At 70.5% G+C, this 13,153-nt stretch carries 13 protein-coding genes; 8 read left to right on the top strand and 5 right to left on the bottom strand.

Translation table 11 applies throughout. The features are described 5' to 3' along the window. Positions 1-8: 8 nt before the first annotated feature. A complete protein-coding gene (locus tag EGM46_RS04940) occupies positions 9-3,506 on the bottom strand; it encodes a DNA-directed RNA polymerase subunit beta (RefSeq protein WP_125099065.1) in 3,498 nt (1,165 codons plus the stop codon). 209 nt (positions 3,507-3,715) lie between these two features. Between EGM46_RS04940 and EGM46_RS04935 the strand changes: the two genes are divergently transcribed. The 4 genes from EGM46_RS04935 to EGM46_RS04920 all read left to right on the top strand — a co-directional run bounded on the left by EGM46_RS04935 (position 3,716) and on the right by EGM46_RS04920 (position 6,130). Beyond that, positions 3,716-4,426, top strand: a complete 711-nt coding sequence (locus EGM46_RS04935; protein WP_125099064.1) for a phosphatase PAP2 family protein — start codon at positions 3,716-3,718, stop codon at positions 4,424-4,426. A gap of 89 nt (positions 4,427-4,515) precedes the next feature. Continuing rightward, positions 4,516-4,809 (top strand): glutaredoxin domain-containing protein, encoded by a 294-nt coding sequence (locus EGM46_RS04930; protein ID WP_125099063.1) that lies wholly within the window; start codon positions 4,516-4,518, stop codon positions 4,807-4,809. Between the two features lie 21 nt (positions 4,810-4,830). Beyond that, positions 4,831-5,685, top strand: a complete 855-nt coding sequence (locus tag EGM46_RS04925) for a spermidine synthase (protein WP_125099062.1) — start codon at positions 4,831-4,833, stop codon at positions 5,683-5,685. After that, on the top strand, positions 5,678-6,130 hold the full coding sequence (locus EGM46_RS04920; protein ID WP_125099061.1) for a SprT-like domain-containing protein: 453 nt from the start codon (positions 5,678-5,680) through the stop codon (positions 6,128-6,130). Before EGM46_RS04925 ends, EGM46_RS04920 begins: the two co-directional genes overlap by 8 nt. 229 nt (positions 6,131-6,359) lie before the next feature. Here the strand turns inward: EGM46_RS04920 and EGM46_RS04915 are convergent, their stop codons facing one another. The 3 genes from EGM46_RS04915 to EGM46_RS04905 are packed head-to-tail and all read right to left on the bottom strand — an operon-like array spanning position 6,360 to position 8,647. Next, positions 6,360-6,935, bottom strand: coding sequence for a DUF4916 domain-containing protein (locus tag EGM46_RS04915; protein WP_125099060.1), 576 nt, complete (start codon positions 6,933-6,935; stop codon positions 6,360-6,362). An 18-nt stretch (positions 6,936-6,953) separates the two neighbouring features. Then, on the bottom strand, positions 6,954-7,214 hold the full coding sequence (locus EGM46_RS04910; RefSeq protein ID WP_241156189.1) for a hypothetical protein: 261 nt from the start codon (positions 7,212-7,214) through the stop codon (positions 6,954-6,956). Next, positions 7,211-8,647 (bottom strand): glycosyltransferase family 2 protein, encoded by a 1,437-nt coding sequence (locus EGM46_RS04905; RefSeq protein WP_125099059.1) that lies wholly within the window; start codon positions 8,645-8,647, stop codon positions 7,211-7,213. Before EGM46_RS04905 ends, EGM46_RS04910 begins: the two co-directional genes overlap by 4 nt. 100 nt (positions 8,648-8,747) lie before the next feature. Between EGM46_RS04905 and EGM46_RS04900 the strand changes: the two genes are divergently transcribed. Further along, complete coding sequence (locus EGM46_RS04900) at positions 8,748-9,620, top strand: nitrilase-related carbon-nitrogen hydrolase (RefSeq protein WP_125099058.1); 873 nt, start codon at positions 8,748-8,750, stop codon at positions 9,618-9,620. 27 nt (positions 9,621-9,647) lie between these two features. Here EGM46_RS04900 and EGM46_RS04895 read toward each other — a convergent pair whose 3' ends face one another. Further along, entirely contained in the window at positions 9,648-10,934 is a 1,287-nt protein-coding gene (locus EGM46_RS04895; protein WP_125099057.1) for a CapA family protein, read from the bottom strand. A gap of 43 nt (positions 10,935-10,977) precedes the next feature. Here EGM46_RS04895 and EGM46_RS04890 point away from each other — a divergent pair, with 43 nt between their 5' ends. From EGM46_RS04890 to EGM46_RS04880, 3 genes are read left to right on the top strand one after another with little or no spacing between them, the layout of a single operon-like run. After that, positions 10,978-11,793: a M15 family metallopeptidase gene (locus tag EGM46_RS04890; RefSeq protein ID WP_125099056.1), complete on the top strand. Its 816-nt coding sequence runs from the start codon at positions 10,978-10,980 to the stop codon at positions 11,791-11,793. Between the two features lie 21 nt (positions 11,794-11,814). Further along, positions 11,815-12,321 (top strand): NUDIX hydrolase, encoded by a 507-nt coding sequence (locus tag EGM46_RS04885; protein ID WP_164512815.1) that lies wholly within the window; start codon positions 11,815-11,817, stop codon positions 12,319-12,321. Next, positions 12,318-13,091, top strand: a complete 774-nt coding sequence (locus EGM46_RS04880; RefSeq protein WP_125099055.1) for a lysophospholipid acyltransferase family protein — start codon at positions 12,318-12,320, stop codon at positions 13,089-13,091. The genes EGM46_RS04885 and EGM46_RS04880 overlap by 4 nt, the downstream gene beginning before the upstream one ends. Positions 13,092-13,153 lie beyond the last annotated feature (62 nt).

Below are 13,153 nucleotides of genomic sequence, written 5' to 3'. Positions count from 1 at the left end.
GATCCGGCTTAGATCTCGTCGACAGACGAGGTCTCGAAGCGGGACGAAAGGTTGATGCCGAGCTCTTCCGCGGTGCGGTGCGCCTCGTCGTCGTTGTCGCGCAGGTTGACGGCCTGGCCGTCAGCCCCGAGCACCTCGACGTTCAGGCAGAGCGACTGCATTTCCTTCATGAGCACGCGGAACGACTCGGGCACGCCGGGCTCCGGGATGTTCTCGCCGCGCACGATCGCCTCGTAGACCTTGACGCGGCCGAGGATATCGTCGGACTTGACCGTGAGGAGCTCCTGCAGCGCGTACGCTGCGCCGTACGCCTCGAGCGCCCACACCTCCATCTCACCGAAGCGCTGGCCACCGAACTGGGCCTTACCGCCGAGCGGCTGCTGGGTGATCATCGAGTACGGGCCGGTCGAGCGCGCGTGGATCTTGTCGTCGACCAGGTGGTGCAGCTTCAGGATGTACATGTAGCCGACCGAGATCGGGTACGGGTACGGCTCACCGGAGCGACCGTCGAAGAGGCGCGTCTTGCCGCTCGAGTCGATGAGACGCTCGCCGTCGCGGGTCTCCAGGGTCGAGTCGAGGAGACCTGCGATCTCCGCCTCGGACGCACCGTCGAACACGGGGGTGGCGACCTTCGTGTTCGGCGCAGCCTCGAGCGCGGCCTGCGACAGCTTCGCAGCCCACTCGGGCGAGCCGTCGACCTTCCAGCCCTGCTTCGCGATCCAGCCGAGGTGGATCTCGAGCACCTGACCGAAGTTCATTCGACCGGGGATACCGAGCGGGTTCAGGATCACGTCGACGGGCGTGCCGTCCGCGAGGAACGGCATGTCCTCGACGGGGAGGATCTTCGAGATGACGCCCTTGTTGCCGTGACGGCCGGCGAGCTTGTCACCCTCGGTGATCTTTCGCTTCTGGGCGATGTAGACGACCACGCGCTGGTTGACGCCCGAGCCGAGCTCGTCGTCGTTGTCGTTCTCCGCGTCGAACACCTTCACGGAGGTGACCGTGCCGGAGACGCCGTGCGGCACCTTCAGCGACGTGTCGCGCACCTCGCGGCTCTTCTCGTTGAAGATCGCGCGGAGCAGACGCTCCTCGGCCGAGAGCTCGGTCTCGCCCTTCGGCGTGACCTTGCCGACGAGGATGTCGCCCGGCGCGACCTCTGCGCCGATGCGGATGATGCCGCGCTCGTCGAGATCCTTCAGCGCCTCCATGCTGGCGTTCGGGAGATCACGCGTGATCTCCTCCTTGCCGAGCTTGGTGTCGCGCGCATCGACGTCGTACTCCTCGATGTGGATCGACGAGAGCGTGTCGTCCTTCACCAGGTTCTGGCTCAGGATGATCGCGTCCTCGAAGTTGTGACCCTCCCAGGACATGAACGCGACGAGGAGGTTCTTGCCGAGCGCGAGCTCGCCGTTCTCCGTTGCGGGACCGTCGGCGATGACCTCGCCGGCCTCGATCCGCTCGCCGGCCTTCACGATGACGCGGTGGTTGTAGTTCGTGCCCTGGTTGGAGCGATCGAACTTGCGCATGAAGTAGCTCTTCGTGCCGCCCTCATCCTCCTGGATGGTGACGACGTCAGCCGAGACGTCTGCGACAACGCCGGCCTTCGCGGCGGTGACCACGTCACCCGCGTCGATGGCCGCGTAGCCCTCCATACCGGTACCGACGACCGGCGACTCGGAGCGGACGAGCGGCACAGCCTGGCGCTGCATGTTCGCGCCCATGAGCGCGCGGTTCGCGTCGTCGTGCTCGAGGAACGGGATCAGCGAGGTCGCGACCGACACCATCTGGCGGGGCGAGACGTCCATGTAGTCAACGCGCTCGGCGTCGACGAGCACCACCTCGGAGCCGCGGGGGCGCGCGAGCACCTGCTTCTCCGAGAACTTGCCGTCCTTCGTGAGCGGGGCGCCGGCCTGCGCGATGAGGTACTCGTCCTCCTCGTGCGCGGTGAGGTAGTCCACCTGGTCGGTGACCTTGCCGTCGAGCACGCGGCGGTACGGCGTCTCGATGAAGCCGAACGCGTTGATGCGCGCGAACGTTGCGAGCGCGCCGATCAGACCAATGTTCGGGCCTTCCGGGGTCTCGATGGGGCACATGCGGCCGTAGTGCGAGGGGTGAACGTCTCGCACCTCGACGCCTGCGCGGTCACGCGAGAGACCGCCGGGGCCGAGCGCCGAAAGACGACGCTTGTTCGTCAGGCCGGCGAGCGGGTTGTTCTGGTCCATGAACTGCGACAGCTGCGAGGTGCCGAAGAACTCCTTGATCGCGGCCAGCACGGGACGCGTGTTGATCAGGGTGTTCGGCGTGATCGCCTCGATGTCCTGCGTGGTCATGCGCTCGCGGACGACGCGCTCCATGCGGGAGAGACCGGTGCGCACCTGGTTCTGGATCAGCTCGCCAACGGCGCGGATGCGACGGTTGCCGAAGTGGTCGATGTCGTCGGTGTCGAGGCGCACGTCGATGGCCTCACCGTCGCGGACGCCGGGGAGCGTCTCGGTGCCTGCGTGCAGGCCGACGAGGTACTTGATCGTCGAGACGATGTCCTCGAGCGAGAGCACCGAGTCGGTGATCGGCGCATCGATCCCGAGCTTGCGGTTGATCTTGTAGCGACCCACCTTGGCGAGGTCGTAGCGCTTCTCGTTGAAGTAGCTGTTGTCGAGCAGCGCGCGCGCCGCCTCGATCGCGACCTGCTCGCCCGGACGCTGCTTGCGGTAGATGTCCTTGAGGGCCTCCTCCTGCGTGAGGATGCCGTCCTTCTCGAGCGTGAGCGCGATGGACTCGTAGCCGGCGAACTCCTCGAGGATCTCCTCGCTCGTCATGCCGAGCGCCTTGAGGAACACGGTGACCGACTGCTTCCGCTTGCGGTCGATGCGCACGCCGACCTGGTCGCGCTTGTCCACCTCGAACTCGAGCCATGCTCCACGGCTCGGGATCACGCGAGCGGTGAAAACGTCCTTATCGGAGGTCTTCTCCTGCGTGCGATCGAAGTACACGCCGGGGCTGCGGACCAGCTGCGACACGATGACGCGCTCGGTGCCGTTGATGATGAACGTGCCCTTGTCGGTCATGATGGGGAAATCGCCCATGTAGACCGTCTGGCTCTTCAGCACCTGGGTCTCGGTGTTGTAGAACGCCGCCTCGACGTACAGCGGAGCCGCGTACGTCTTGCCGCGCTCCTTGCACTCCTCGATGGTGAACTTCTGCTCGTCGAGAATCGGGTTCTCGAAGGACAGCTGCATGGTGCCAGCGTTGTCCTCGATCGGGGAGATCTCGTCGAAGATCTCCTCCAGACCGCTCTTCAGTGCGATGTCGTCGCGTCCCTCGGCCTGGGCTTTGGCGACGCGCTCCTTCCAGACATCGTTGCCGACGAGCCAGTCGAAGCTCTCGAGCTGCAGTGCCAGCAGGTTGGGCACCGACAGCGTGTCGGAAATCTTGGCGAAGGAGAGGCGCTGGTGTGCGCGTCCGTTCTTCGGTTGGGTGGATGACGATGCGTTGCGCGCAGCAGCCAAGGAAACTACCTCCGTGGGCCCCGTCGGGCCGGTTGACCTGGTCTTGCGAGAATTGCCTGTAACGAAACACAAATCGGGGCTCATCTGCGCTGACGCGCCAGCTCCCGGGGCCCACCGCCATATGCAGGCACACTAGTGTCCGAAGTGCAACTATCAACGATAACAGGGTATTCACCGGCTGTCCAGCACGGATCCTCTAGGGTATCGACATGGATCACCGCTCCCCCGATTCGGGCCAGCGCCGCCAGCGCGCCACCGCGACCGACGCGCGGCTGCGCGCCAGTGCACCGTGGGCGTGGGTGGGTGTTGCGCTCGTGATCGGGGCGAGCTGCTTCTTCAGATTCACCACCGGCGGCCCGTTCGGGATCGACGTCTGGTGGCACGGCGTCGCCGGGGTGAGCCGTGGCTCACTGCCGTACGCCGTCGCGGTCTTCTTCGCGGAGATCGGCGGCGGCCTCGGCGGCGCGGCCTGCGCCGCGATTGCGGTCGCGCTCCTGCTCGCGCTGCGCCGGGGCCGCGACGCAGGCGCACTGGCCACGGCGATGCTCGGCGGGGTGCTCCTGTCCGAGGCGCTCAAGTCGTTCGCGCTGCGGCCGCGCCCCTGGGATCAGCTCTACCCCGTGCACGGCAGCTCGTTCCCGTCCGGCCACTCGCTCGGCGCCGCGGCGCTCGCGGTGTCGCTTGCGTTCGTGGTGCTCGCGACGCCCGGGGTCTCGCGCCGGCTGCGGCAGCTGACGATCGTGCTGGCCTGCGCGTGGCCGCTGCTCATGATGTGGAGCCGCACCGCGCTGCACGCGCACTGGCTCACCGACGTCCTCGCCGGCGGCCTGCTCGGCGCGTGCGTCGCGCTCCTCGCGCGCTGGCTGTGGTTCCGGGGCGTCGCTGCCGGCCCGGGTCGACCCTCGCGCACATCTCGCTGAGCCGCGTGATTTTTGCGAGTTCTCCACAGTGCACTCCGCCCTCCGCGGAATGCCGCTCCGCGCCCGCGCCACGCGCGTAGGATGACGGCATGAGCGAGCAGAACGAGGCCACCGAGGCCACCACAGCCCCCACCGAGACCGTCATGTTCGGGGCCGACTGGTGCGGCGATTGCCGCCGCGCCAAGCTGGTCTTCGACCGCGCCGGCGTGCAGTACCGCTACGTCGATCTGGTGCAGGATCCCGCCGCGGCAGACGTGGCGAAGGACATCAGCGGCCGCACCAACATCCCCGTCATCCTCTACCCAGACGCGAGCCACCAGGTCGAGCCGTCCAACGCCGATCTGCAGCGCAAGATCGAGGAGTTGGGGCTGGGCCGCGCGTAACCCCGAGCGGACATCTCACCCATGAAGCTCCCCGATCCCATCACCCTCTCGTCTGGCCTGAGCGCCGAGGTCGAGGAAGACCGCTGGGTCCCCGGCGCGGTGCAGCTCGTCGTCGACGGCACGCCGCAGTCCCACGTCAACCTCGCCGACCCGAGCGAGCTGTTCTTCGAGTACATCCGCCGGATCGGCCACGTGATCGACCTCTTCCGCACGCCGGGCGCGCCGGTGTCGGCGCTGCACCTCGGCGGCGGGGCGTTCACGCTGCCGCGCTACGTCGAGGCCACCCGTCCGGGCAGCAGGCAGCAGGTGGTGGAGCTCGAGGGCGAGCTCGTCGATCTCGTGCGCGAGGCGGCGCCGCTGCCGAAGCGTGCGAGCATCCGGGTGCGACGCGGCGACGCGCGCGCGGTGCTCGGCAAGCTCCCCGCTGGGATGCAGGGCGCCATGGACCTCGTGGTCGTCGACATTTTCGCTGGCGCGCAGACCCCGGCGCACGTGTCGAGCGTTGAGTTCTACGAGCTGATTCGCCCGCTCCTCGCGCCGGGCGGGCTCGTGGTGGTGAACGCGGCGGACGGCGCTGGGCTGCCGTTCGTGCGCGGGCAGGCGGCGACGCTCGCGCAGCTGTTCGCCTCGGTCGCGGCGATCGCGGAGCCGCAGGTGCTCAAGGGGCGTCGCTTCGGCAACGTCGTGTTCGTCGCCTCGAATACGGATCTCGAGTCACTGGACTGGCTGCCGCGCCTCCTCGCTGGCGGGCCGCACCCGGCCCGCATGCTCGTCGGCACGGAGTTTCGTGAGTTCAGCCGGGGCGCGCGCGCCGTGACCGACGCGACGGCCGTCGCTTCTCCGCTGCCGGCCAGAGAGCTGTTCGAGCGTGGCTGATCTCGCGCGCGTGCGCGTCTGGGCGGAGGCGCTCATTCGCGCGCACCTGGATCCTGCCGTGTGGTCGTTCGGCTTCGATCACGCGAAGCGGCGTGCTGGGCAGTGCAACTTCACCGAGCACCGGATCACCGTGTCGCGCTACCTCGCGGCGAAATTCGAGGACGACGAGATCCATCAGGTCCTGCTCCATGAGGTGGCGCACGCGATCGCGGGCCCGAAGGCGGGGCACGGCGCGAGCTGGCGGCGCATCGCCGCCGAGCTCGGCTACATGGGAGGCCGCACGCACGACGGCGAGATCGCGCATGAGCACGCGCCGTGGGTTGGGCAGTGCCCTGGCGGGCACGAGCACTTCCGGTTCCGGAGGCCGACCAGGCAGACCTCGTGCGGAAAGTGCAGCAGGGGTTTCTCCCCCGCCCACCTCATCACGTGGCGCCGCCGCGCCTAGCCCCGCGCCCCCTGCTGCCCGGGCCCCGCGCGCCCCGCGCTGCGCGCCCCGGGCACCATTCCAGGCGGAGAAATCGCGAAACTCGGAGGCTTGCACGCGAATCCCTCCGAAATACCAGATTTCTCCGTGTGAATGAGCGGGAACTGGGCTGAGCAGGGCTCGCAGACAACGGGTGGGGCAGACAACGGGTGCGGCAGACAACGGGAGGGGCAGATAACCGGCGAGCTGGCTAGCAGCCCACGCTCACGAGCGCCTGGCGCAGCAGCGCACCCCGGCCGCCGCCCAGCTCAGCGAGCGTGTCCGCCGACAGCGCCTCCTCCGGCGCCATCCAGGTCACCTCGAGGGCGTCCTGCCGGGGGTTGCAGGTGCCCGTCACGGGCACCACATAGACGAGGGACACCGCGTGCTGCCGCTCGTCGACGAATGCGGAAATGCCCGGCATCGGGAAGTACTCGGCGACCTGCACGGGCACGAGCGAGGTCGGCATCTGCGGGAACGCCATCGGCCCGAGATCATCCTCCAGATGACGGAACAGCGCCTCACGGAGCGGCTCGCCGAACCGCACGCGCCCCGACACGAACGCCCGCGTCATCACCCCGTCCGGGGTGCTCCGCAGCAGGAGCCCCACCTCCGCCACCTTGCCGAGACCGTCGAGCCGCACCGGGATCGCTTCGACGTACACGATCGGCAGCCGACCGCGCACGAAGTCCAGCTCCTCAGCGCTGAGCCAGCCGGGATTCCCTGCGGGCGCCGGGCGATCCTCAGGCCCCTCGGGCTCCGGCAGTTCAGCGGTGTCGATGCTCATGAGGCCATTGTGCCCCACTCACCGGGATTCCTCCGGCACGTCGAGCGACGTCGCGGGATCCTCAGGGAGAATCCCCCGGGTCTCCGCGCGCCGGTTGCGCCCGTCGGTGCGCCGAAAACGCGGCAGCGGCAGCACCTTCACGACCGTGATTGCCACGTAGCCGAGCGTGTTGATCGCCACGAACGTCGCGAACACGGTGAACCAGTGGGTGCTGAGGATCCCCTGATCGAACAGGATCCCGCTCCGCCAGCTCAGCTCGTTCATCAGCATCGCGATCATGCCGCCCCTCCGCTCGCCGGCTCCGTACTTGGCAGGTGCTTCCACGCGCCAGATTTGCCGAGACTGATGTCGATGATGCCCTGCAGGAAAACGATGTTCAGGAACAGCGAATAGGCGAGCTCCGGGAACACGGTGAGCGCGAGGAGCCGCGCACGCCACCCGCCCTCCCACACGGTCACCACGCGCTCGACCACGAAGAGCGCCCCAACGCCGAGCCAGAACGGGAACCAGACCCAGGTATCCATCGACAGCAGCATGATGATCATCAGGGCGAGGTAGCTCGTCAGCGCGATCGTGCTGTAGCCGATCCCGAGCTGCTGCGCCCAGTACCGGAACGTGACCGGCGTAAGCCCGTACGCGCCGAGGTTCTCGAGCGCGCCGCGCTGCCAGCGCAGCCGCTGCGCCCAGAGCATCCGCCAGCTGGGCATCAGCTCGGTCGTCACGGTGCACTCGCTCGGCGAGGTGATGAGCGCGCCGAGCGACTTCAGCGCGATGGTCAGCTCGTTGTCCTCGGTGAGCGCGATCGTATCGTACACGTCGCCGGCGATGCCGGGCAGCTCGCTCCCGCGCGCCTCGGCGACAGCGCGCAGCGCGGTCGCGCGGAAGACCGTCGCGGTGCCGGTGAGCACGAACGGCCGGCCCTGCCTGCGCCGGATCTGCCGCGCGTAGCGCGTGTACTCGTCCCGCTGGAACTGCCCGATCAGGCCGTGCCCCTCTTCGCCGTTGAACAGTCCGCCGACGGCCATCAGGGCGCGGTCTGCCGCGCACCGCTGCTCAGCAACCTCGAGGAATCGCTCCCCCAGGCCCGTGTCGGCGTCCATCACCATGACGGTGTCGTTCGGGCCGAGCGTCGGCAGCAGGCCGCGCAGCGCCTGGTTCAGGCCGCCGGCCTTCTTGTGCCGGTTGTCGACGGTCTCGAACACTTCGACGCCCGCGCGGCGCGCGACCTCGACCGTGCGGTCGGTGCAGTTGTCCGCGACCACGATGATGCGGTCGGGGCGGCGGGTTTGCGCGGCGAGCGAGGCGAGCGCCGCGGGGAGGGAGGCTTCCTCGTTGTGCGCCGGGATCAGCACGGTCACCGTGATCGGGCCGTGGTACACGCCGCGGGTCTCGGCCATCACCCGCCGCGGCGTGAGCGCGCGGCGCTGCACGGTCGCCGGGCTGCGCCGGTACCGGTTCGTCACGAACCGCTCGGCCAGCGCGATGCCCGCGCCGACGAGCAGCGCGATCGCGATCGCGATAAGCAGCACGTTGGTCGACGGGAGCTGCGAGTTGTAGAGCACCGTCCACACCCCGGCAAGGGTGGCGTGCGCGGGCGCCCAGAGCGGCGGCGGCTCGGTGGCCGACACACCCCAGATCAGGATCGCTGCCGCGGCCACCACAATGAGCACCACCACGACGCCGACGCCGCGTTGAAACTTTGTTCCGCGCATGCCACACCCGCTTCATCCCCGGCGGCACCACACCGCACTGCTGCGATTATGCCAGGGTGCCGCCCGCGGGGCACGCATTCGCGCTGACTAGGGTGGGGATATGACCTCCGCAGCGCAGCACCCAGCCCCCCATGCAGCGGCGACGGCAGCGCCGGGCGACACGGCCCGGCAGCACCGCATCGCGCTCGTGCAGCTCGCAAGCCCGCGCGAAGAGTCGCGCGCGGAGCGCATCGAGCGCGTCGCCGCCCTGCTCCGCGCGCACCCAGGCGCCGAGCTGTACGTGCTCCCCGAGCTCTGGAGCGCCGGCTACTTCTCGTTCGAGCGCTACGCCGAGCTCGCCGAGTCGCTCACCGGCCCCACCGTGACCATGGTGCGGGAGCTCGCGCGCGAGCTCGGCGCGGCGATCCACCTCGGCAGCATCATCGAGCGTGACGCGGCCGGCGCGCTGCACAATACCGCGGTGCTCGTCGACGCCGCAGGCGAGATCGCGCAGACCTACCGGAAGATCCACGTGTTCGGCTACGAGTCGCTCGAGGCCGAGCTGCTCACGCCGGGCACGTCGCTCAGCGTGGTGCCGGCGACGCTCGGCGCGACCGCCAGCATCACCTGCTACGACCTGCGCTTCCCCGGCCTCTGGCAGGAGCTCAGCGAGCGGGGCGCCGAGACCGTCATCGTGCCGGCCGCGTGGCCCGCCGCGCGGCGCGAGCACTGGCGCGTGCTCACGCAGGCGCGCGCGATCGAGCACCAGATGTGGGTCGTCGCGGTGAACGCGTGCGGCGCGCAGGGCGAGGTGGAGCTCGGCGGGTTCAGCCGCATCGTGGATCCGGCTGGCCGGGTGATCGCGGAGCTCGGCGCCGAGGAGGAGGTGCGCATCGTCACCGTCGAGGCGGGTCGCCCCGCCGCCGTGCGCGCGGAGTTCCCCGTGATCGCCGACCGGCTCGACGCCGCGCACTACCGGGGGCTCACCAGCTAACGCACGGCGGCCGGCCGCGAGCCCGCGCTACTGCGCCAGCACCTCGACGTCGGGGCCGAGGATCGCGGCCGAGGCGGCCTGCTGGGCGGCGGCCGTCGTGCCGAAGCGTGTGCGCTCGAGCAGCGCGTCGGCGCCGGCGAGCGGGGTGATGCTGAGCGAGTTGCGCGCGAGCAGATCGCCCGCGGCCTCCTGCTCCGCGGTCCAGTCGTAGTGCATGTACGTGAGGATCGCGGTGGGCGATTCGACGCGGACGGGGCCGTCAGGGGCGTCGCGCACGAGGTCGAAGCCCGCGATCACGCCGGTGCGCTGATCCAGCTCGAGCTGCGTGTTGAGCATATTGCCGAGCGAGTACCAGACGAGCGTGCGCCCGCCGCCTGCGCGATCCAGCCAGGTGACGGGCTGCAGCACGTGCGGCCCGGTGCCGATCACCACGTCGGCGCCGAGGTCGGCGACGCGCTGCGCGAAGGCGCGCTGCGCGTCGTTGACCTCGTGCGAGTCCTCCGTGCCCCAGTGCGCCGACACGACGACCACGTCTGCGGAGGCGCGCGCGGTGCCGAGCAGTTCGGTGACGAGCTCGGTGTCCGACATCATGTTCAGTGAGACCCCATCGATGGGCGCGTTCGAGTACTCGGCGAAGGAGACGAGCGCGACGCGCACCCCGTCGGCCTCGAATACGGGAACCTCGCGCTGCTCGGCGGCGCTGCGGTTCGCCCCGGACACCCCGGCAGGCGCGAGGGCGTCCCACGCGGCGCGGGTGGCCGCGATGCCCGCGGTTCCCTTGTCCGCCGTGTGGTTGGTCGCGGTGTTCACGAGGTCGCAGCCGGCCCCCTCGCGGAGGTCTCGGGCGAACTCGGTCGGCGCGTTGAACGTCGGATAGCCGCTCACCCCGAACTCGACCCCGGCGCTCGGCACCTCCTGGTTGCAGAAGGTGATGTCGGCCGCGTCGAGCTGTGCGCGGATGCCCGTGAAGAACTGGGCGTAGTCGTAGCCGCCGCCGGCCTTCTCCGCCGCGGCGTTCACGGCGTCGTGCGGCAGCATGTCGCCCATCGCGATCATGTGCACGGGTGCCGGGGTCTCCGGTTCGGGATCCGGCTCGGGCGTGGGGCTCGGGGTCCGCGTCGGGGGCTGCGTCGCGGTGGGCGTCGCGCCCGCGGTGTCCGCGCGCTTCGGGAGGATGGCGAGCGCACCAGCCGCGACTGCGGCGAGCGCGAGTGCGGCAGCCGCGATCCAGATCGACAGCTTCATGCCGCGGGACATGCGGCGGCGCGCGCCTGTGGGAGTGGTGCCAGCGGGGTCGTCTCTGCCGTCCGTCATGGGTTCAGCCTAACCGCGCGGTGGCCCCGGCTAGGCTGTGGCCATGCGTCTCCCCGCCTCAGCATCCCCCAGTCACCGGCGCGCCAGCGCGGCAGTCGCGCTCGGGATCGCCTGCGTGCTCGGTGCGGGGCTGGCCGGCTGCGCGCCCGAGCCGGACACCGGCCGCGCACCGGCACCGGACGCGACGAGCACGGCCCCGCAGTCGGCACGCCCGTCCGAGCCAGCACCCGAGGCCCCAGCCGAGCCCGAGTTCGACCGGACGGCGCACTCGGTGGATGATCCGGCGTCGATCTGGGTGGTGAGCAACAAGGCGCGGCCGCTCTCACCCGTCGACTTCGCGCCGGGCGACCTCGTGCTGCCGGAGGGCATCGAGAACGAGTTCACGCAGCCGCTTCGCGAGCCGGCGGCGCGCGCGGTGGAGCAACTGCTCGCCGCTGCGGCCGCCGCGGGTCACGAGGTGCGCGTGATCAGCGCGTACCGCGACTACGCGACGCAGGTGGCGCTGTACGACAGCTACGTCGCCCGCGACGGGGCGGCCGCCGCCGACAGCTATTCCGCGCGCCCCGGCCACTCGGAGCATCAGACGGGGCTCGTCGTCGACCTCGACGATCACGGCGCGTGCTACCTCGATGCCTGCTTCGGCGACACTCCCGCCGGGCAGTGGCTCGCCGCCCACGCCGGCGAGCACGGTTTCATCGTGCGCTACCCGGCGGGCAAGCAGGAGGTCACCGGGTTCATGCCGGAGCCGTGGCACTTCCGCTACGTTGGCGAGGACCTCGCCGCAGAGCTCGCGCGCACCGGGATCACCACCCTCGAGGAGTTCTTCGAGCTGCCAGCTGCGCCCGACTACCCGAGCTAGCCGCGCGGCTATCATCGACGAATGAGCTTCGCACCCGAATCATCGCAGCCGGCCGCCTCCGAGCACGAGCGAGTGCCTGGCGCGGGCCAGGCGGCCGCGACACCGCCGACGATCCGGGTGAGCGCCGTCGTGCTCCGCGACGAGCTCGGGCGCGTGCTCAACGTGCGCAAGCGCGGCACGAACGCGCTCATGCTGCCCGGAGGCAAGCACGAGCCAGGGGAGGATCCCCGCGACACCGCCGTGCGCGAGTGCTGGGAGGAGCTCGGGCTCGAGCTGGATCGCGAGGCGCTGCGCCCGCTCGGCGTCTTCCGCACGGCGGCCGCGAACGAGCCGGGGCACCTCGTCGAGGCCACTGTGTTCGCGCACCCGCTCGTGCCGGGCGCTTCGGCGGCGGCGCCGCAGGCGGAGATCGCGCAGCTGGAGTGGGTGGACCCGGCGCTCGCGCGCGATGACCTCGCCCCGCTCAACACGGAGCTGGTGTTCCCTGCGCTGCTCGCGGCCGACTCGGCGGAGACGCGGGCCTCGTGACCGGCGGCGGCGGCGCGGCGCGGGAGGCGGGCCGCCCGGCCAGGCCCGGGCCGGTGTTCTTCATCGGGCGGGCGCTCCTGCGGCCCCTGCTCTGGCTGCGCTACCGCCCGCGCGTCACGGGCCGCACGCACCTCCCGAAGTCGGGCCCGGTGCTGCTCGCGAGCAATCACCTCGCTGGCCTCGACACGGTGCTGATCCCCACGACGTCGCGGCGACAGGTGCAGTTCCTCGCGAAAGCGTCGCTCTTCAGCGGCCGGTTGGGCGGCTGGTTCTTCCGCGGGATCGGTGCGATCCCCGTGCACCGCGAGGCGAGCGGCGCGGCGCAGCAGGCCCTCGCCGCCGGCCGCGAGGTGCTCGCGGCCGGCAAGGTGTTCGTCGTGTTCCCCGAGGGGAGCCGCTCGCGCGATGGGCGGCTCTACCGCGGCCGGGGCGGCGCCGCGTGGCTCGCGCTCGAGACGGGCGCGACCGTGGTGCCCGTCGGGCTCGTCGGTACGAACCGGAAACTCCGCGGCCACGACGGCTCGCGCCCGCCGCGGGTGGCGGTGCGCTACGGCGCGCCGATCCCGCTCGCTGATCTGGCCGGGCTCCCCGCCGGCCAGGCGCGCCGCGAGGCGACCGAGCGCATCATGCGGGCCATCCAGCAGCTCACCGGACAGGCGCGCGCCGGCGCGTATGCGCAGACCGACGCGCCGACCGGGCCCCACACCGATCCCCACGCCCAGGGTGCCCCTGGCGACCCCTCATCCGCCACTGGTGAGACACGCGCCTAGCCCAGCTTCGCCGCGCCGCCCCGTGGCACACTGGGGGTGTTCGGTGGCCCGGATCAGGGCCG

The organism is Leucobacter chromiireducens (assembly GCF_003917135.1).
Taxonomy (GTDB): Bacteria; Actinomycetota; Actinomycetes; order Actinomycetales; family Microbacteriaceae; genus Leucobacter; species Leucobacter chromiireducens_A.
The sequence above is the reverse complement of the archived record's forward strand: the minus strand, read 5'-3'. Positions and strand labels throughout refer to the sequence as shown.